We start from the raw sequence: 21,577 nt of genomic DNA on the forward strand, positions 1-21,577 counted from the left end.
GTCATTAACCGAGCAATTTATACAGCCATTCACTGCTTCTGAAACAGTCAGCTACTCGTTTCAAGACTAAATTTCGTAAACAGTATTGTTTGCTACAGAATAATTATGGGATGCTTGAGCTGACATTATAGTTCAGGGTTAGTTATATGGACTCCCAGACTCGTGCCATGTCTACTCAAGTTTCCAGCCTAGATCGAACTTTGGCGGCGGCTCTAGCAGCGTTTTCCATGTTTGTGGTTGGTTACACCGCTGTTCGTGTTTACTTAGCTCAGCCAGCTACAACCGCAGATGTGACTAACGTTACGCCTCACCAGGCTACATTGTGGTCTGAACTTGGCAAGTAGTTTGCATGATTAGCTAGACAAGCTAGCAAGAGCTAGACAAGCTAGCGAGCAACATAGACAGTTGGTTTTTCGATAAAATCTCTTGAAAGCCTGACATTCTCTGAGCGGAATGTTAGGCTTTTTAGCTGAAAAAACTTCTAATATCAGTCACTATCTAAAGTCTTGCATTTAAGCTATGAAACGAGCGCCAGGAATCTTGTAGCTACTGGCCACGACATCCGCAGAAGAGGGATCCAATAGTGTGCCCAAACTGCTTTCACTTCAGCATCTTGGGCGGCTTTATGCAAAAAACAAACAATCACATGCAAAAAAAGAATTACTTGGCGTTAATGGTAGCGAAAGGCACATTTTTACTTGTTGCTCACCGATAATGTAACGCTATGGTGATTTGGCTTTAGATTTTATCTGTTCAACTAATCTTAAATCGGCAGATTTCATCAAGTTTTTGTCAATGATTTTTGTTTTTTAGAGTGAGTTGATTAGAGAGATTCAGGGCTATCCACCATTAAATCTGTTGCGTCGCGTTGTCTGTTGTCCTTTCAGGATCCATAGCATTAGCGATTTTGTTCTAAAAAAGCAGCAGTCTGAAATCTACTAATGAGTGAATTTCAGAAGGAAAGTGAAATGTTTGTCTGTCCAGGAGAATAGAACTGATGCTAGGAGAGATGTGGTCCTTTAGGGGACGCTACAAAATCCTCCACATGACCTGGTTTGCCTTTTTCCTGTCGTTTGTTGTTTGGTTTAACCTGGCACCTTTGGCGACAGCAATTAAGGCGGATTTTGGTCTGGAGGTAGGTCAAATTCGTACCATTGCTATTTGCAATGTGGCTCTTACAGTTCCAGCTCGTGTCATCATCGGCATGTTGTTGGATAAATATGGTCCTCGTTTGACCTATTCGCTGTTGCTCATCTATGCAGCGATTCCCTGTATTATTTTCGCCTCTGCCCAAAGCTTTAACCAGTTGGTGATTGGCCGTCTGCTCATGGGTATTGTGGGTGCTGGTTTTGTCATCGGTATTCGCATGACCGCAGAGTGGTTCCCCCCCAAGGAGATTGGTCTGGCTGAAGGTATTTATGGTGGCTGGGGTAACTTTGGTTCTGCATTCTCTGCATTTACTCTTGTCGGTCTGGCAACTGCTCTCAACTTCATTCCTGGTGCTTTCCAAGTCCCTGACAGTGGTCCATTACTCAACTGGCGCATTGTGATTGCTGCCACTGGCATCATTGCAGCCCTTTATGGATGCTTATACTACTTCAGCGTGGAAGATACGCCCCCTGGTAAGGTTTACCAGCGTCCCCCCAGCACTCGCGGTATGGAAGTCACTACGGTAAGAGACTTCTGGGGTCTGATGCTTATGAATCTACCTCTAACTGGCATTCTGGTTGTTCTGGCTTGGCGTCTTAAGAAAGTTGGTTTCCTCAACGAAGGTACATTTGGTCTTGCGATCGCAGCCCTAATCGCCCTGTATCTCTTCCAGGCTTACAACTGCTGGACAGTCAATAAAGACTTATTGTCTGGTGCTAAGCGCTACCCTGCTGAAGATCGCTATAAGTTTAAGCAGGTTGCCATTCTTGAGCTAACTTACATTGTGAATTTCGGTTCTGAGCTGGCTGTAGTATCCATGCTGCCCGCTTTCTTCGAAGGCACCTTTGGTTTGAGCAAAGCCCTGGCTGGTATGTTGGCCGCAAGCTACGCGTTCATGAATCTGTTTGCTCGTCCTAGCGGTGGTTTGATTTCCGACAGACTCGGTAGCCGTAAAACAACTATGGGGGTTCTAACCCTCTTTATGGGCATTGGTTACCTTGTCATGAGCAGCATCCCTAGTATTCGTGATGCTCTCGGCGGCGGCGGTACCTTTATGGTTGGTCTCGCCGTTATCTTAACCATGGCTTGCTCCTTCTTTGTACAAGCTGGTGAAGGCTCCACATTTGCCATCGTGCCCCTTGTAAAGCGCCGTGTAACTGGTCAGATTGCTGGTAACGTTGGTGCTTACGGTAACGTTGGTGCGGTTGCTTACCTGACTCTTTACAGCTTGGTACCTGAGGGAGATATCGGTAACATCATCTTCTTCCAGACCCTAGGTGTTGCAGCAATTATTGTTGCCTTCCTATGCTTCTTCATCCTCGAAGAGCCCAAAGGTTCCTTTGCAGAGGCCCACGAAGGTGAAGACATATCTAATATATCTGTACCTGCTGATGGTTCCTACGTTGGCTAACGCCACAACAACGTTCGCTTAAGCGAGCAAAACAGCGTCGATACTGGTTGTCATTATCCCAAGTGTTATAGCAACCAGTGATGATAGCAATGTCAACTCAACAGATTGGGGGGCCGGTTTGCGCTCCCCTTTTCTGTCTAAAAAAGATTTAATTTTCGAATTAACATAAGACAGATTTCTTGTGGATGGAGGATGCGATCTATGGCTGATGGAGCAAAAACACTGTGCCCATACTGTGGTGTAGGCTGTGGCCTTGAGGTATTACCTCCTGCGCAACCGGGGCGAGCTGTAAATCGCGATGAACAGGGTAATCCGGTTTGGCAAGCGCGGGGCGATCGCAACCACCCATCAAGCAAAGGTCAGGTATGCATCAAGGGGGGCACCATCGGCGATTCCCTTGATCGGGGGCGATTGCTTCACCCAATGATGAGAGAGTCTCTCGACCAGCCACTACAGCGTGTCTCTTGGGAAGATGCCCTCAATCGCATCACCTATGAGATTCGTAAAACCTTGAATGAACGAGGTCCAGAAGCCATTGCCATGTATGGATCTGGCCAGTTTCAAACAGAAGATTATTACACCGCACAAAAGTTATTGAAAGGTTGTTTAGGTACTAACAACTTTGATGCCAACTCTCGCCTATGTATGTCGTCAGCGGTAGCGGGCTATATCCAAAGCTTTGGGTCAGATGGTCCCCCTTGTTGTTACGACGATTTAGAACAAACTGACTGTGCCTTTTTAATTGGGACCAATACAGCCGATTGTCATCCAATTGTGTTTAATCGGTTGAAGAAATACCACAAGAAAAACCGCAAGGTAAAGATGATTGTGGTGGACCCGCGCCGCACCGATACTGCAAAGGCAGCGGATTTACATTTGGCCATTAAGCCGGGAACCGATATTGCATTGCTCAACGGCATCGCCCACCTACTCTTGAGACATAGCTGGATCGATCCCAGCTTTATTGACTCCTGTACTGATGGCTTTAGTGACTATGCCCAGGTGGTGAAAAGCTATCCCCCCGAACGAGTGACTGAGATTTGCGGCATCACCCTGAGTGAACTTACCAAAGTAGCTGCCTGGTGGGGCAAATCTCAGCGAGTGCTATCCCTATGGTCTATGGGGGTGAACCAGTCCACAGAGGGAACTGCTAAGTGTCGCACCATCATCAACCTGCATCTGATGACAGGTAATATTGGCAAGCCTGGAGCGGGTCCTTTTTCTCTCACAGGGCAGCCCAATGCCATGGGGGGTCGAGAAGCGGGTGGATTAGCCCACATTTTGCCCGGTTATCGCCTGGTAAAAAACCCAGAGCATCGCCAAACAGTAGAAAGGGTATGGCAGGTGCCTGGGGGCAGTATTTCTCCGGTACCGGGGCTGGCGGCTTGGGATATGATGCTGGCCCTGGAACGAGGGGATCTAGGCGTCTTTTGGGTAGCTGCTACCAATCCCGCCGTCAGTATGCCAGATATTAAGCGCACCCAGGCTGCCCTCAGAAATTCTCCTTTCACCATTTGCCAGGACGCTTATTACCCAACCGAAACTGCTGCCTTTGCCCACGTAGTTCTACCCGCTACCCAATGGGGTGAGAAAGCCGGTGCCATGACTAATTCTGAGCGAGTGGTCACTTACTGCCCTGCCTTCCGTAATCCTGTTGGCGAGGCTAAGGCTGACTGGGAGATTTTTGCTGAAGTGGGTCGTCGATTGGGCTTTGAAAAACCGTTTGCTCAGCGCACATCAGCTGAGGTATATGACGAGTTTGTGACGCTGACAGCCAATCGCCTATGCGATTCTACAGGCCTCAGCCATGGGCGACTGGCGAAGGGACCCATTCAGTGGCCTTGCCCGGCAGGGGAGAGTGATGAGATCGCCTATGGCAAACATGACAAGCGACTATACACGAACTATCGATTTGCCACGCCTAATCAGAAGGCTAAGTTCTGTGCCTTCCATATTAAAGGGCTAGCTGAGCCCCCTAATGAGGATTATCCCTTTGTGCTGACAACGGGTCGACTGTATGGGCATTGGCATACTCAAAGTCGGACGGGACGGATTGAGCGGATTACAAAGCGTTATCCGGAGCCGCTGCTGGAGGTGAATCCTCGGGATGCACAGTTGCTGGAGGTGCAGTCTGGGGATTGGGTGGAGGTGCGATCGCAACGCAGCTTTGCCCAGCTAAAAGTTCTGGTCACGCAAAACATTACCCGTGGCACCATCTTTATGCCCATGCATTGGGGGTTTCTCTGGGGTGACAACATGGAAGTTAATGCCTTGACTCACCCGGAGGTTTGTCCAATCTCCCTGGAACCTGAGCTTAAGGCTTGTGCTGTGCAGGTGATTCCAGTTCCGGCACCTCAGATTTCCGATGAGGCCACTGTTAAGTCTCGGTTCGAAGCGGCCCAGAAAATAGCAATGGAACCTGTGAAAGTTTAAAGTTCGAGCATGGCTAATCCTCGGGAGAATTTAAAAGGCATCTAGGCAAACGCTTGATTGACCATATCTCGACACGGTTCACCGCACTAAGGGTAAGGGGACTGCACAACAATAAAGACCCAGGTTGGGGCTGTAGATGGGTGCATGAGTAATGGGGTAATGGGGTGGTTATTTAAGCGCAAGCGCCTAAGCCATCAGAGCTGTCAAAGCTTTTTAAAATTGATCAATACCTATGCATTAGCAAAGCAGATTAAATAACTAAAAAATCATTAGCTAAGCTTATAAGACAATTAGAGAATTAACATTTTACAGATCCTGATTCTGTCGCCACCATAGGGACAAGTCCATCAAATTTTCAGTCAGGATTTTCACCCTATGGTTACTCTTGCTGCTCCGTCAATAACAACGGCTTCACCAAATAGACTGACAATCCAAACTGCTGAAATTGCCTTGGGTTCTACAGCAATTCGTTGCCTTGACTGGGATCGAGACCGTTTCGATATCGAATTCGAGTTAAAAAATGGAACTACCTATAATTCTTTTCTCATCCGTGGTGATCAAACTGCGTTAGTTGACACATCTCACCAAAAATTTGAAGCGTTATATTTTGAGACTCTCGAAGGTCTGGTGGATCCAACAACAATTGATTATCTTGTCGTCAATCACACTGAACCAGACCACAGTGGCTTAATTGGCCGTTTGTTGGAGATTGTGCCCCAGTTGACAATAGTAGGCTCGAAGGTAGCCATTCAGTTTTTACAACATCAGCTGCATCGTCCATTTGCTTTTCAATTGGTTAAAAGTGGCAGCCAGCTAAATTTGGGGCAGGGACACTGTCTGGAGTTTGTTTCGGCTCCTAATCTTCACTGGCCCGACACAATCTTCACCTACGACAGTGGGACTCAGGTGCTCTATACCTGTGATGTGTTTGGCATGCACTACTGCGATGACGCTCTCTACGACGAGATACCAGAGCTGCTAGAGCAAGACTTTCAGTATTATTACGACTGTTTGATGGGGCCTAATGCCAGGTCCGTATTGGGAGCCCTAAAGCGGATGAATAAGTTGACGGTGACCCTAGTGGCCACCGGACATGGTCCCCTACTGCAACATCACCAGCAGCAATGGCTCGAATACTATCGCACCTGGAGCGAAGCCCAATCTAAGGCGACTCCCTACGTAGCGCTGATTTACACCGATGAGTATGGCCATAGTGATCATATCGCCCGTGCAATTGCTCAGGGTATTCACAAAACCGGCACCGATGTTGAGCTAGTGGACTTAAACGAAACCGATCTCCACGATGTGAGAGAAATTGCCACCACTGCCACCGCCCTGGTGGTAGGGATGCCACCTCAAGCAACCAATAATAGTCACGTCTCTGCTGCACTCAGTACAATTTTGGCGGTGGCCCATCCTAAACAGGCCATTGGCTTATTTGAAACGGGTGGCGGTCACGACGAACCGATTTATCCACTGCGTAATCGGTTTATAGAACTGGGACTAATAGAAGCATTTCCACCAATCTTGATCAAGGCGACCCCATCTGATGCCACTAAGCAACACTGTCAGGAAGCAGGCACTGATCTGGGGCAGTGGGTGAGTCAAAACCATCGGCAGCATCGCAGAGAAGCCTCAGACTCTAGCTTGGACCAGGCTCTAGGGCGGTTGAGTAGTGGTCTTTATATAGTCACTGCCCGTAAAGGAGATGTCACCAGTGCCATGTTGGCCTCCTGGGTCATGCAGGCTACCGTTGAGCCTTTGGGGCTGGCGGTGGCCGTTGCCAAGGAACGTGCTATTGAATCTCTGCTGCATGGAGAGGATTATTTTGTTCTAAATGTGTTGGAAGAGGGCAACTACCAGCGGTTGATGAAGCATTTCCTCAAGCGCTTTCCCCCCGGCGCCGATCGGTTTATTGGCATTGCCACCTACGATGCGGAGAACGGTTCCCCGATTTTAGCTGAAGCACTGGCATATTTGGAGTGTCGGGTCATCAGCCGTACCGATGCAGGAGATCATTGGATAATGTATTGCGCTGCCGATCGTGGACGGGTGGCTCACCCTGACGGTATCACCGCTGTCCATCATCGCAAAGCCGGTAGTCATTACTAAAAATGGTGACTAATAACAAACTTTTTGGGTGTCATTGCCATGCATGACACTTCATTTTGTACTCACAGAAGTTTTTGCTCTAACCTATCACCAAGAGAACATATACGATGACTTATACAACACCAACAATTTCGTCAACCGGCAGCCGTCCTCGGGATGTGCAGGTGGCAGACATTGGTACACAATCCCAAGTATTACGATCTCGCACCTGGGATCGCCTCAAATTTGAAATTGAATATGGACGGCGGCGGGGCACCACCGCTAATTCCTACTTAATCAAAAGCGAGAAAATCGCCCTTATCGACCCGCCAGGTGAGTCTTTTACAGCTACCTATTTAGCTACGCTACAACAACAGATTAACCCCCATAACATTGACTACATCATCACCAGCCACGTAAATTCTAATCGGATTGTTACCCTCAGGGGCCTACAGCAGATAGCACCCCAGGCAACACTGGTGTGTTCTCACCCTGCCTTCAGTACCCTAAAAAAATCAGGTCTAGTTTGGTCGGTGGTCCCTGTCCGTACAGGAGATACGCTAGACTTGGGTCAGGGACATCGCCTCAGCTTTATTAGTGTGCCAACCCCACGCTGGCCCGATGGACTTTGCACCTACGATCCAACCAGTGAGATTTTATATAGCGATAAGCTATTTGGCAGCCACTTTTGCGGCAACAATATTTGGGATAGCCACTGGCGTGAACTCAATGATGACCGCCGTTACTATTTTGATTGTCTCCAGGCCCCCCAGGCCAAACAGGTAGAAGTCGCCCTAGATCAGTTTGATGCCTTTTCTTTCAAGATTCTTGCGCCAGGCCATGGTCCCTTAGTACGCCACAGCCTGAGTCGATTTCGTCAGGACTATCGACAGTGGTGCCAGGAACAAACCCAACGGACACTGCGGGTTGCCGTACTCTACGCCTCGGCCTATGGTAGTACGTCCACCATCGCCCATGCCATTGCCCAAGGTCTCACAGACAATGGTGTGGCGGTGGAAGCTATTAATTGTGAGTATACTCCCACTGAGACTCTCACTAAAGTTGTTGCCGACTGTGATGGGTTTATTATTGGGTCGCCCACATTGGGTGGCCATGCCCCAGTACAAATTCAAACTGCCTTGGGTACAATCCTGGCAAATATACCTAAAACAAAGTTGACGGGAGTATTTGGCTCCTATGGATGGAGTGGCGAAGCGATTGACTTATTACAACAAAAGTTGCGGGATGCAGGTTATCGGTTTGGCTTTGAGCCAATTCGCGTGCAGTTTAGCCCCGATTCGACTACCCTCAAGATATGTCAAACTGCTGCCACCGCATTTGCTCAGCAGTTGCGTAAGCGTTCCCGTCAGCAGGTACCGCGTCAGACGATGGTCGACATTCAGACTAGCCGTACCGCTCAGGCCCTGGGGCGCATCATCGGCTCTCTATGCGTAGTTACCTTTGAACACCACAGTCACCATCGGGCGATTCTCACCGCCAGGATTTCCCAAGCCAGTTTCGCACCGCCGGGGATTATGATGGCTTTACCTATGGGGGATGATGCGATTTCAAGTCTACAAACCCAGGACTCATTTGTTCTCAACATCCTCAAAGAAGGACGTAGTATCCGCCGCCATTTTTCCTATCAAAAATCCTGTCAGATTCCCGTAGATCAGCTGAACACCGAAATCTTACAAGGGGGAAAACCGATATTTACTGATGCTCTAGCCTATTTAGAGGGTACCATCATCAGTCAACAAACCATTGGCAGTCATCTATTGGTATACGCTCATATCAACAATGGTCAGGTATTAGATAAAGGGGGACTGACTGCCATCCATCAACTGTAAGGCATTAGGGCACCCACAAGAGCTGTCCCTACAGGATCGTATTCCTAAAGAATTTGAGACAAGAACTTCTGGGAGCGCTCTTCTTTAGGGTTATTAAAGAACTCATCCGGCGTGTTCTCTTCCACGAGCACACCAGCATCCATGAGAACAACTCGGTCAGCCACTTCACGGGCGAAACCAACTTCATGGGTAACACAGACCATGGTCATCCCTGTGTCTGCTAGACCACGCATAACATCGAGTACTTCTCGTACCATTTCAGGGTCGAGGGCAGAGGTGGGCTCGTCAAACAGCATAATCTTGGGTTGCATGGCGAGGGAACGGGCAATGGCCACCCGCTGCTGCTGACCACCGGACAACTGCCCTGGAAACTTATTAGCCTGCTCTAAAATGCCTACACGCTCTAACAGCTGCATGGCAATTTCTTCTGCTTCCCGTTTCTTCTGCTTACGCACCCAAATCGGAGCCAGGGTGACATTTTGCAGAACCGTCAGGTGGGGAAACAGATTAAACTGCTGAAACACCATGCCCACTTCCCGACGAATCTCCTCAATGTTCTTCAAGTCGTGGGAAATCTCAATGCCATCAATAACAATGCTGCCCTTTTGGTAAGGCTCTAGAGCATTAAACGTACGAATAAAGGTGGACTTACCGGAACCCGATGGCCCCATCACGACCACCACTTCCCCCTTATATACATCAAGGCTGACGCCCTTGAGCACATTAAAGCCGTTGTCGTACCACTTCTCTACATCGCTAGCAACGATCACTGCCTCAGCACCGACAGAATTGCCATTGGCATGATTGGTCATGGACATATCCGCTTGGGTCATCGTTATGGTTCCTCATGGTGGGGAAAAACCCCAGGACTATTTTGGCATTTACTACCCGTGGCGCTGTGGTGGACGACACGGGATTTAACATCGAATCGATTAGTACTTAACGTTCAGTGTTTAAGGCCTGCTCAATTCGTCGACTGCCCAAGGACATGGCATAGCAAAAGAACCAATAGAGCACGGCAATAAACAGATACACTTCGGAGTAATCTCCCAAATACTTGGGGTTAGCCAAAATACTGTTACTGATACCCAATAGTTCCACCAGACCTACAATGCCCAGCAGTGTGGTGTCCTGGAAAAGGCTGATAAACTGGCCCACAATCGCAGGAATTGCGGTCTTTAAAGCCTGAGGTAGGACAATCAAGGCCAATGTTAAGGGGCTATTCAGTCCTAACGAGGCTGCAGCTTCAAATTGACCTCGGGGAATAGCCTGCAAACCGGCCCTCACATTCTCTGCCAGATAGGCTGAACTAAACAGGGTCAAACCCACAATGGCCCGCACAATGTTGTCTGGTCGCACACCCTCAGGTAAAAACAGCGGAATCATTACCTGCCCCATAAACAGTATGGAAATCAGAGGTACACCACGAATCAGCTCAATGTAGGCAACGGATAATCCCTTGATGATGGGTAGACTGCTGCGCCGACCCAGGGCCATTAACACACCAATGGGAAAACATAGGGCAATACCAGTAATGGCAAGAAACAGCGTCAGGGTTAAACCACCCCAATTGTTAGTGCCAATAGGCTTTAGCCCAAAAAAGCCGCCAGCAAGATCAAATATAGAACTGATGGCAAAGCAGCCTAAGCCAAAGGCAACGACAGCAATGACAAATGTAGTCAGGGTTTTACGCTCAGCCAAAATTGGCACCAGCAGCGACACAAAGGAAATATAGGTAACCAATGTAAGCAGCTTTAGGGGTAGCGGCACATTTAAGAACCCATACACTGGCCAGAACAGTGCTACACTGCCCGCAAACCAGACAATGCGCATCAGCCAAATGCCAATCGGGTTAAGGCTAACGGCATCAATAATTGAAGAATTGGCTAACAGTTTAAGTGCCATTGAGGCTAGCCAAATACTCGCGCCAACGGTGAGTACCAAAAAGATCAGGCTGTTGCGAATATCTCCCCCTGCTAGAATCAGCAGCGAAATAGAGTAAGCAAAAAACCAACCCGCCGACAAAAACTGACTGAGGGTCAGCTTCCGTTGGCCAATAGTTTTAGCCCCCCAGGCACAGGCCAGGGTGAGCACCACCATACCAATCAATGTCAGGGCCGATGGCCGAGTCAGTGGCAAAATAATCAGGCCAGCGCAAAGAATAGCGACGGTGATCAGCCCGCTGCGACCCAAGAGCTTGCTTTGGTTACGCGCTAGCAGTCCCCAGGTAAAACCGCCCATGGCAACATTGACAGCAAGGATGACCCAAATACGTGAACGGATCTCCGATGGGTATAACCCTGACATAAATAAGGCCAGGTTGTTGGGGATTACGGCCCACTCAGCCAGTCGAATCGCCCAGTTGAGCATGCCCCATAGTGCTGCCAGCATGATGCCGACCAACACAACTGTTAGCAACGCGTTGTACCAGGTGTTGAACAAATGCTTACGCAGCCAGGCTACCGGACCTGCTTGGGCAATGGGCGGCGGGCTAGCGTCAACTACCAAAGGTGAATCAGGTGACGTTGTTGTCATCGCCTCTACCGCTCCTTAAATTGCACAGCACTGTTGAGTTGATTCATATTTACTGAAATCAAAAGGTTGATGATGAGATAAGTGGCCATCATCAGTAAAAAGACTTCGACCGGTCGCCCCGTTTGGTTAAAGGTGGTGTTGGCCACGGAATATAGGTCGGGATAACCAATGGCCAAGGCCAAACTGGAGTTCTTAGCCAGGTTGGCAAATTCACTGTTGAGTGGGGGAATAATCACCCGTAATGCCTGGGGAAACACCACCATACGCATGGCTAAACCTGATGACAGCCCTAGAGAACGGGCGGCTTCCCACTGGCCTTGAGAAACCGATTGAATTCCGGCCCGAACAATCTCAGCAATAAAGGCTCCGGTGTAAAAGGTTAACCCCGTCACAATGGCGGAATATTCTAACGACAGCCTCAGACCGCCAGTAACACCGCCGCTAAATGTACCGTCATCTCTGACACCAGCAACGGGTGCTTCCCAGCCGAGGGCAAAGAGAATAATGAGGACGCCGAGGAGCAGTAGACCTGCGATCGCAATCAGCTGTGGTTTACCCGACTGTCCCTGCTCTACAATCAGCTGTGTCCGCCAGCGGTTCAGCAATACCAAAGGCACAATCATCACTAGCAGCACGATCACCCATAGGCCTTGAGAGCTAGAGAATAGCGCGGGTAATGCACCTTTAAAATAAACCCCCTTACCCGCATTCCAGTTGAACAGCAGAAAGAACTCAGCCAATACCAAAATAGGGATCAAAAGAATGCTAAAGCCATAGTTGAGTAACGGTCCTATGCCGCCCTGATAGCGGCCAGCACGAATGACCCCAATCGAGCGCATCAACACGCCAATCAAAAGCAAGGACACAGCCAACAAAATCAAACTAGTCCACGTTGCTGGTGTAAACGATGGCCCCGGCAAATATATTCCTTTTTTGCTCAGTACCAGCCAGCTAGCATTGGCATTGGGAAAAATAAACGGGCTCCTCGGTGCAGGAAAACTAAAGAAAACCGCCAAATACCAGAAAAACAACTGGAGCAAGAGCGGTACATTACGCACCAGTCCTACATAGGCTCGACTAATTTTGTAAAGTAGCCAATTATCAGAGAAACTGGCTACTCCAGCGGTGATCCCAACCGTAGTTGCCAGAATCACACCGACAATCATCACTCGCAGAGAATTGATGATACCCACCTGGATAACCTTAGTGTAGGTATCCTGCGCCTTATAGTCCAAAAGGCTTTCACCAATCCCAAATCCGGCTGAATTCTTGAGAAAACCAAAGCCAAATTGAATACCTCGACCCAGCATGTTGTCATTGAGCGTGGCTGAGAAATGCCAGAGCAAATTCACCACAAACAACACAATCAGCGCTTGGAACGCAATCTTCCAAAAGCGTTCATCACGGAATAGAGATTGGATACCAGAAATTGGACTGTTACTTCGACTGGTCATAACATAGGAACAACTAAAGGCTTAGCAAAAGCAAATTTAAACCACATCGCACATTAAATTCTCAAATGTGCTCTGATTCTCAGCTGTGCTCTGGGAAAGACATATGTATATACGAACAAAGCTCTTATCATCAACACCTAAGTTCAATCATCATAGGGGGGTGACGATAGGAGATTCTAGCTTTTTTGCCCAGGCCACAAAAACTGTTAGTAAACGTAATGTAATTCCTTAGGTGCCGCAGTACGATGGGCTACCGTGCAACTAACTTCATCATTTGAAATAAAAAAATAGGGGCCTATTAGGCCCCTAAAAACTATCTAATGCTGGTTGTTAAAAAACACCATTAGATAGTTTCAGTTATTTAGCGGAAGGGAGGTGCATACATCAAACCACCATCGGTCCAAAGCGCATTCTGACCACGATCAAGTTCAAACTGGGATTCCTTACCCAAGTTGCGCTCAAAGATTTCGCCATAGTTACCAACGTGCTTAATAGCGCGTAGCATAAAGTCATTGGGCAGACCCATATCATCACCCAAAGTACCTTCAGCACCTACGAAACGTAGAATGTTGGGATCTTCGCTGTTAACGGCTTCTTCAATATTCTCAGAGGTTAGACCAAACTCTTCAGCCTGAATCAAACCGTAAGTAACCCACTTGACAGTATCAAACCAAGCAGAGTCGTTGTTAATGGTTACCGGTCCCAAAGGCTCCTTAGACATGGTGACATCTAACAGAACATGAGCATCGGGCTCGCTGAGGGTACTGCGACGAGCGATTAGCTGAGACTTATCAGAGGTAAAGCCTTCGCAACGACCTTCATCGTAGGCAGCATAGCCAGCATCAGCATCTTGGAAGACAACGGGCTCAAAGCTAACACCACGCTGGCGGAACTGGTCAGTCAGGTTGAGCTCAGTAGTGGTACCGGTTTCAACACAAATGGATAGGCCTTCCATGTCTTCAAGGGTTTCAACACCACTATCAGCACGTACCAGCATGCCCTGACCATCAAAGAATGTAGTAGGAGCAAACTCCATACCTACAGATGTGTCGCGACTGATGGTCCAGGTGGTGTTACGGGAGAGCATGTCCACCTCACCTCCCTTGAGGGCCTCAAAGCGCTCGGTGGAATCTAGACGGCGATACTCAATGGCTTCAGGATCATCAAACAAGGCAGCTGCAACAGCCTTACAGACATCCACATCCAAACCGGAGTAAGTACCGCTCTCGTCAACAAAGCTGAATCCAGGAATACCACCATCAACACCGCAGTTTAGGGTGCCGCGACTAAGAACAGTTTCTAGGCGGCTACCACCGCTAACGGCACTCGAAACCGTATCGACAGCATCACCAGCCGCATCAGTAGCTGTATCAACAGCATCTTGAGCACCACCGCATGCAGCTAGCGGTAGAGCAACAGCAAGTAATGCTGCTAATGAAGAACCCCTTTTTGCCATAGTTACCTCACACACTCCATTGGAATAAATCAAGTCAGCTTAGTGGAAAAACACAGCCTGTAAATCGAGAACCAATGCAGTTTTCAGAACCACGATCCACGACTTATGTAATGTATCTAGGCTGGATTTTTATGCATTCTAAGACGTTATGTTATCGCCTACCAGGAATTAATACGTATAATACGCGGCAGTTATGGCAAGAATATGAGGGCAATAAGGATTGATTTCAAAGAGATAGCAGCACTTTGTATTGCAGATCACTATTTTTGAAATCGAGTAAAACTTAAGACTTACTTAACCAGTGTTATTTAGGTTATCTATCGAAACGATAGAAATCATGCTAGGAAATGAAGTCTATTACTATGAGAATCTCTAATTCCTACCAGACAAAAATGACTGAAAGTTTATTCATTCTGAGCAATATCTCGAATTAGGGGAAGCTTAGAGCGAATGTAGTGGTTGACCTGGCTCAATTCAACTGTATCTAGAGGAGACTGATAACATAGCTGCTCTATCACCCAGTTGGTCAGCCCCTGATCGTCTAGGCTGAGAATATAGTTGCTGTGGGCGGCATCAATCACAGACCAAAGTTGACGAAGCAGAAAAGGAGACATGCAATTTTAATATTGTTTTAACATTCTCGTTTCCATTATCACTATTACATGCCAGGGTTGATGTTTAATTTTGACAAGTTTTCTCACAGACAAGCCGACTTAACTCAGGGTTGGTCGCTGTCATGAGGCTACTTTGTATCAGTAATGGGCACGGGGAAGATCTGATCGCCATCAGAATTTTGCAGGCTCTGCAAGGGTTAGCCCCTCATCTAAAGATGGCAGCCTTACCCATTGTGGGTGAGGGTCGGCAATATCAGAAATTAGGCATTGAAATTATTGGCCCCACGAAGAAAATGCCCTCCGGTGGCTTTATATATATGGACAGTCAGCAGCTGGCTCGGGATTTGCAGGGGGGGTTGCTTCAGCTGACGATTGCGCAGCTACGGGCTATGGGAAAGTGGCTGAATCCAGATGATGTGGTGCTGGCGGTAGGGGATATCGTGCCGCTACTATTTGGTTGGCTCAGCCGCCATTCATATGGATTCGTTGGCACTGCCAAGTCTGAATACCACGTGCGGGACGAGCAGGGCACATGCCTAGTAAAATCAACGTTGCTTGACGTCCTGGACTTTCAACGGACCTGCGTTTACATGCCTTGGGAGCGCTGGCTAATGAAACGTAGTGCCTGTGTATTCCCCCGCGATGGTATTACCACTCAACGATTACATCGCTGGGCCGTAGAAGCCTATGATGCAGGCAACCCGATGATGGATGGGTTTGCCATTCCTACCAGTCAACAGGTCCACCAACAAGGTCTAACTGTTTTGTTATTGCCGGGTTCCCGTGTACCTGAAGCCTATGAAAATTGGCAGCGGTTACTCCAGGGTGTGGATGACCTGACTCGCCATAGACATGAGCCAACCACTTTTTTGACCGCCGCTGCGCCCAGCTTAGATATGGAAATGCTGACGGAAACGCTCACTCATTATGGTTGGCAGTTTACAGGACAGGACCATCAACGAGGTCAGCATAGGCTACAGCTTGATCAGGGGTTATTTGTGGATTATGCCTATCAGGCTAACGTTGCGATCGCAACCGCCGGTACGGCCACCGAACAGTTTGTTGGCTTAGGTAAACCCGTACTCACCCTGCCGGGCAATGGCCCTCAATTCACCCTAAGTTTTGCCCAAGCCCAGGCTCGCCACCTTGGCCCATCGGTCACCCTGGTGGAGCACCCAAGCCAGATCAACCAAATGCTCACCGCCATCTTAAATGACCCAGAACGCCAGGCTATCATTTATAAAAATGGCTTGCACCGCATGGGTCCTCCCGGAGCGGGCAAGCGTATTGCTGAAATTTTGCTCAAAAAACTGCTATTGGCTGCCTAAATCAAGGGGCAAGGGCGCAGGTTATAGGCGTATGCGCCCCTACGGTTTGCACCATCTAACCGATGACTGCACTCATGGGTGCTTTGGCTTTCAGGTATTCCGTGTTGACTCCAGACTCACGGGTGAGGGCAATTTTGCCAGTGCGGGCAATCTCACGCACACCAAAGCGATCTAATACCTGAACAATAGCCACCATTTTGCCTGGATCGCCAACCACTTCAATGGTCAGCGACTCGTCTGAAACGTCCACCACACGAGCCCGGAAAATTTGGGCAAAATTGATAATCTCAGCCCGCGTGCTGCTAGTTGCATTGACCTTTAGCAACATCAGCTCGCGCTCAACACAGGGCTTCTCAGTAATGTCGTTCACCTTGAGCACATTGATGAGCTTGTAGAGCTGCTTGGTCAATTGCTCAATGACACCGTCATCTCCTGGCACCACCATGGTGATGCGAGAGATACCTGCCTGTTCAGCCGGTCCGACAGCCAGACTCTCGATGTTGAAACCACGGCGGGCAAACAATCCAGCAATGCGAGTCAGAACGCCTGCTTCATCTTCGACCAAAACAGAAAGGGTGTGTTTCATGGGAGGAACAGTGATGGAGATGGATCCAATCATGGGGTAGCCCCAATCATGGGGTAGCCCCCAGCAATGGGGGTGGCCCATTATTTTATTCCAGAACCCTACCTTCGAACACATCAACTTCAAGAAACCAATTTAAGAAACTAGGTTTCTTAAGGTGAAGCATCCCGGAAAGTGAGAATGTCCCTCGAAAATTTTTATACATACGGGCAAAACAGGCAATTAAACAGAAACATTTCAGAAATATTTCAAATAACAGCATTACTAACAGACCTAAAACGCTGTTTATTCAACCCTTTAGGGAGATTGGGAGATATGGGCAAACACATATTGCTGATCGCGGTAAGCACGGATGAATTGGCTATAGACACTATGGAAGAGTCTCCTGCGATCGCAAACGTCACTGCCCTCAGGAAAGCGCTATTAGTTGATTTAGAGGGGCTGCGGGATGATCAGATCATCACCCTAATCAACCCCAATCTGCGACAGATGCGCCACGCCATTGCGCTGATGACCTATCGCTGCCGTCACGATGATCTCTGTCTGATTTACTACACTGGCTATGGTGTGCTTGATCCCCGCACGGGGGCTATTTATCTGCCCGCCAGCGACACTGACCCCCATGCCGTTGCTACCACAGCCATCTCCAGTGACTATATTCGCCAGGCCCTACCGTCACTACAGGAGGGGCTTAATCGAGTCATGATACTAGATTGTCTTTGGAGTTCTTTACCCCAAAGCAACATTGATAATCCAACTATGCTACAAGGGGGAATGTCTCCCAACGGTCACTTACCAATGCCCCATTTGGCAGACTGCAACTGTGCCCTGCTCACAGCCTTAGCGAGCTCCGCTAACCCTTGGCCCACCGTCGATTTAGGTCTATCTCTCTACACTCACTATTTGATTGAGGGGATTACCACAGGATTAGCCGATACGGATGCCGATGGGGGTATCTCCATCGATGACTTACAAACTTACCTGGCGCGGGCACTCAGTGAGAGCCATACGGACATCTTTCCCATTGCTCTCTACACCCACAACGAAACAGCCGACACCCCACTGCTAGCCGTTCCTCCCTATTCTCCTGAACGGGAATATCGCAGTAGCCTTGAGGAATATGCCCACCGCCATCAGGGCCATATTCCACCCGCCAGCCGCAACATTTTAGAATTTCTACGCCATCAGCTGGGCATTAGCGTTTACCAGAGCCAAGAAATTGAAGCCAATGTGATGGCTCCCTACGCCCACCATAAGGACAGTTGCGATCGCTATCGACAGGCCATGCTAGCCGCTTTAGAACTGGAAAACCCCTTGGGCAAACCGCTAAAAAAGTGGCTACAGCATCTTCAGAGTGAGCTTGCCCTGAGTTACGAAGATGTGTGCGCCATTGAAGCCCAGGCCATGACCCACCCAGGCTCTGCAGGGCACCTGCAAACCTTGCCCCGCTGGTTAACCCCCATTGATGATCAACAGCCAAAACTGCCTGCCCATGTCCCCAATGGTCGTAACGGTCAGGACTATTACAACAGCTAGATCGACATTTAAAGATTCCCCTCATTTGGACTGTATGGGCAATATAGTTCAATCGATCACGTCAATTTGCTATTGATGATTGCCAGATGATCCGGTAGCGTCTTTGGCATGATCACCATCGGCTCTGTTTAGCCGTCCTGTTTGACCATGCAGTCAGATTTCTCATATTCCCAGCCCCAGTGGCTCCAGAAAATTTTTACGGCACTGAACCTGCGCCCTGAAGAAGGCCATCGCACCCTGCTGCTGTTTACCTTCTATACCTTCATGTCCATGGGGATTATGTGGCTGGAGGTCAGTTCGGCAGCATTATTTCTAGACAAGTATGGAGCCAAAACACTACCGCTGATCTATTTGTTTACGGCATTGGTAGGGGTAAGTTTAGGCAGCGTCTATTCTTGGCTACAGCGTCTGCTACCCCTGCGCCAGGTGATTGTGTTGATTGCCCTATTAATGACCTTACCCATTGGCCTATTTCGCATTGGGTTAGGCGTTGAGGTTTGGGCCGCCCCCACCATTTTTGCACTGCGTCTGTGGATGGAGGCCATCACTAACCTGAACGAGCTGAATTTATCCGTATTAGCCAATCAGCTGTTTAATATCCGCGAGATTAAACGCACCTTCCCCCTGATCAGCAGTGGCAATTTGGTGGCCGACATCCTCAGCGGGTTTACCCTGTTTGCCCTCCTGACGGTTTTAGATGTCAACAATGTTGTCTATCTGGTACTTGGCATCATGCTGGTGGCAACAGGCGTGCTGTTCTACATCAGCAAAACCTATGAACATGCCTTCCCAGACTCCAAACGCCGGACAGTGGAACTGTCCAATGCCAATTTTTCAGCCAGACGGTTGCGTAAGCTCATTCGCCGTTATGTGCTGCTTTTACTGAGCTTTTTTGTGATCGCCCAAATGCTTCTGTATTTGGTGGAATATCAGTATTTTCTACAGTTGGAAGCCCAAGAATTCAGCATTGATGCCATGGCCAAATTCCTGGGTATTTTCACCGGGGTATTGGGCCTCATGGAATTGCTTACCCAGCTATTTACCTCCAGTCGTTTAATTGAACGGTTGGGATTGTTTATGACAGCAGGTTTATTGCCAGCCTTAATGGCTATCTTCAGCTGTCTGTGCTTAGTGGTAAGTCTACCGGCGGTGGGTGGCGCAACCGGACTGTTTATCGGCCTGATATTGCTGAAGTTTATTGATGAATGGCTACGCTACACCATTGTGGCTAGCAGCCGCCCAGTCCTGTTTCAACCGGTTCCCGCTCAGCCACGGGCCAAGATCCAATCATTGGTCGGTGTAGCAGAATCCATCGCCATTGGCATAGTGGGCATCGGGATTTTACTGGTGATGGCTCTAGCAAATCACATTAGCTGGATGCAGGGGAGCAGCATCTTTTTGTTCATCACCCTCGGCCTATCATTACTGTGGCTAGGCAGCATTTTTTTGTTGCGATCGCAATATCTCAATCTTCTTGTACTCACAGCTGAGCGCGGTCTTTTAAGCTTTTCCGACGCCAGTTTACGGGTATTAAAACAGGCGATTATCGAAGCCTTAGACAAACCTGGCCCCGAAGCCGATAAGCGCTCCCTAATTGAGCTGCTCACTCAGATTGAGCCTCGCAGCATCAGCGAAGTGTTAGCTCCCATGCTCAGTGAGCTTTCCCCCAATCTGCAACAGCAGAGTTTGGAGACCATGCTGGTCTATCCAGATCCCACATTTACGGGCTATGTCGACGCTCTCATTTACCCCTCCCAAGAGCCATCCATTTTGGCCTTAGCCCTCCGCTATGTCTGGCTGACCCAGCAAGATGGCGATGTGCATCAGCTCAAGCCCTATCTGAAACCTAGCATTGATCCAGCTGTACGCGGCACGGCTGCTTCCATGATGCTCAGACATGGAAACCCAGCAGAGCGGGCGCGGGCCACATACCTGTTGCAGCAGATGCTCACCCACCAGGAGGAACGGGAGCGGGTGATGGGCTGTCGCGCCTTAGGGGAAGCCGAGTACATGCAAGGACTGCGGCTCCATGTGCCCAATTTGTTGCAGGATGATTCACTGCGGGTACGACGGTCAATGTTGGAAGCGATCTCAGCCACACGGCTAGAAGAACACTATCCCTCACTGCTAAAGGCCCTCAGTTATAAATCCACCCGCGAAGCGGCGATGAAAGCCCTGAGCGAACTGGGCAATGACGCCCTCCCGATGCTAGTCAAGCTGGCCAACGATCCCTATAAGAGTGAAACCTTACGCCACCAGGCTTGGAATGTCATTGGCCGCATCGGCACCCTACAAGCCCTCAACCTATTGTCATCTAATTTGATGACAGCATGGGGAGGCCCCCGTCGCTGGATTTTACGCATTTTGTTAAAGCTCCTGGATGAGCAGGGCTTACGCCGGTCTACGGATATTGATAGTGCCCTTGACCAGCTCGGTCGTCCAGGGGTAGAAACCTTGTTAGATCAAGAGCTACAGTTTATTGGTCAGCTCTACAGTTGTTTGGAGGACTGTTCCGAAGAAAAGGCATCTGGAGAAACCTGCGAATGGCTGCGACGGGCTTTGCAGGATATGAAGGCGGATGCCATGCAACGCATATTGTTACTGCTGCGGTTTCTTTACCCATCTTCAGTGATTCAAGCAGCAGAGCTCAACCTGGATGGCTCAGCCGCCAGTCGAGCCAGAGGTCTGGAGATTTTAGACAATACGTTGAACATTCCTGCAAAGCGCGCCATTCTCACCCTATTTGACCGATCTAATTCTAATAATGAAACGACGCTAGCCGCCCTCCATCCACTGGTCACGTACCAGCCCCTGGAACCCCAGGAACGTCTACGCCAACTCATGGAACTAAGGCATTTTCTATCGGATTGGGCCTTAGCCTGCTGCTTTCATGTAGCCCGCACCGAGCGCTGGCCCCTAAGCGGTGACCATGTGATGGCATCGCTCCGCCACCCGGTCAGCTTTGTGCGAGAAGCCGCTTTAAGCTATTTAGACATGGCTTCACCCAGCAGCCTTCCCAGGTTGCTGCAGTTAATGGAAAAAGACTCTGATCCGCTGGTGGCTGACCAAGTCCAGAAAATGCTGGAAAAGCATGTGGCCACTCAATAAATACACAGTTTGAGGCGGTGGGATTTGGG

Annotated in this window: 14 protein-coding genes; 8 read left to right on the plus strand and 6 right to left on the minus strand. The window is 49.0% G+C overall.

Annotation, left to right across the window (positions count from 1 at the left end; translation table 11 throughout):
• Positions 1 to 146 precede the first annotated feature (146 nt).
• The 5 genes from SPB21_RS15650 to SPB21_RS15670 all read left to right on the plus strand — a co-directional run bounded on the left by SPB21_RS15650 (position 147) and on the right by SPB21_RS15670 (position 8,934).
• Entirely contained in the window at positions 147 to 344 is a 198-nt protein-coding gene (locus SPB21_RS15650) for a hypothetical protein (protein WP_163667631.1), read from the plus strand.
• Between the two features lie 653 nt (positions 345 to 997).
• Positions 998 to 2,560, plus strand: coding sequence for an MFS transporter (locus tag SPB21_RS15655; RefSeq protein WP_163667628.1), 1,563 nt, complete (start codon positions 998 to 1,000; stop codon positions 2,558 to 2,560).
• A 201-nt stretch (positions 2,561 to 2,761) separates the two neighbouring features.
• Positions 2,762 to 4,993, plus strand: a complete 2,232-nt coding sequence (locus tag SPB21_RS15660) for a molybdopterin oxidoreductase family protein (RefSeq protein ID WP_499867092.1) — start codon at positions 2,762 to 2,764, stop codon at positions 4,991 to 4,993.
• Between the two features lie 375 nt (positions 4,994 to 5,368).
• The gene (locus SPB21_RS15665; protein WP_163698288.1) at positions 5,369 to 7,105 is read left to right on the plus strand and encodes a diflavin flavoprotein; all 1,737 of its coding nucleotides are present in this window, start codon (positions 5,369 to 5,371) and stop codon (positions 7,103 to 7,105) included.
• Between the two features lie 107 nt (positions 7,106 to 7,212).
• Positions 7,213 to 8,934 (plus strand): oxygen-binding di-iron domain-containing protein, encoded by a 1,722-nt coding sequence (locus tag SPB21_RS15670; RefSeq protein WP_163698286.1) that lies wholly within the window; start codon positions 7,213 to 7,215, stop codon positions 8,932 to 8,934.
• Positions 8,935 to 8,978: 44 nt separating this feature from the next.
• Here the strand turns inward: SPB21_RS15670 and SPB21_RS15675 are convergent, their stop codons facing one another.
• From SPB21_RS15675 to SPB21_RS15695, 5 genes are all read right to left on the minus strand, one after another.
• Positions 8,979 to 9,767 carry an amino acid ABC transporter ATP-binding protein gene (locus SPB21_RS15675; RefSeq protein ID WP_431732030.1) on the minus strand — a complete coding sequence of 263 codons (789 nt, stop codon included), beginning with the start codon at positions 9,765 to 9,767 and terminating at the stop codon, positions 8,979 to 8,981.
• Between the two features lie 106 nt (positions 9,768 to 9,873).
• A complete protein-coding gene (locus SPB21_RS15680) occupies positions 9,874 to 11,469 on the minus strand; it encodes an amino acid ABC transporter permease (protein ID WP_250565077.1) in 1,596 nt (531 codons plus the stop codon).
• A 5-nt stretch (positions 11,470 to 11,474) separates the two neighbouring features.
• Positions 11,475 to 12,923 (minus strand): amino acid ABC transporter permease, encoded by a 1,449-nt coding sequence (locus SPB21_RS15685; RefSeq protein ID WP_163667618.1) that lies wholly within the window; start codon positions 12,921 to 12,923, stop codon positions 11,475 to 11,477.
• Positions 12,924 to 13,284: 361 nt separating this feature from the next.
• Entirely contained in the window at positions 13,285 to 14,379 is a 1,095-nt protein-coding gene (locus SPB21_RS15690; RefSeq protein WP_163667615.1) for an amino acid ABC transporter substrate-binding protein, read from the minus strand.
• A gap of 404 nt (positions 14,380 to 14,783) precedes the next feature.
• Positions 14,784 to 14,993: a hypothetical protein gene (locus SPB21_RS15695; RefSeq protein ID WP_499867093.1), complete on the minus strand. Its 210-nt coding sequence runs from the start codon at positions 14,991 to 14,993 to the stop codon at positions 14,784 to 14,786.
• A 122-nt stretch (positions 14,994 to 15,115) separates the two neighbouring features.
• Between SPB21_RS15695 and SPB21_RS15700 the strand changes: the two genes are divergently transcribed.
• Entirely contained in the window at positions 15,116 to 16,321 is a 1,206-nt protein-coding gene (locus SPB21_RS15700; protein WP_163667609.1) for a lipid-A-disaccharide synthase-related protein, read from the plus strand.
• 55 nt (positions 16,322 to 16,376) lie between these two features.
• Here the strand turns inward: SPB21_RS15700 and ilvN are convergent, their stop codons facing one another.
• Positions 16,377 to 16,907, minus strand: a complete 531-nt coding sequence (gene ilvN, locus SPB21_RS15705) for an acetolactate synthase small subunit (RefSeq protein WP_163671756.1) — start codon at positions 16,905 to 16,907, stop codon at positions 16,377 to 16,379.
• A 312-nt stretch (positions 16,908 to 17,219) separates the two neighbouring features.
• Here ilvN and SPB21_RS15710 point away from each other — a divergent pair, with 312 nt between their 5' ends.
• Positions 17,220 to 18,440, plus strand: coding sequence for a caspase family protein (locus tag SPB21_RS15710; protein ID WP_163667607.1), 1,221 nt, complete (start codon positions 17,220 to 17,222; stop codon positions 18,438 to 18,440).
• Positions 18,441 to 18,587: 147 nt separating this feature from the next.
• The gene (locus SPB21_RS15715) at positions 18,588 to 21,548 is read left to right on the plus strand and encodes a HEAT repeat domain-containing protein (protein ID WP_499867094.1); all 2,961 of its coding nucleotides are present in this window, start codon (positions 18,588 to 18,590) and stop codon (positions 21,546 to 21,548) included.
• The last annotated feature ends 29 nt before the right edge of the window (positions 21,549 to 21,577 follow it).

Origin of the sequence: Leptothoe sp. ISB3NOV94-8A (genome assembly GCF_043421595.1) — a bacterium.
Taxonomy (GTDB): domain Bacteria; phylum Cyanobacteriota; class Cyanobacteriia; order Phormidesmidales; family Phormidesmidaceae; genus Leptothoe; species Leptothoe turfae.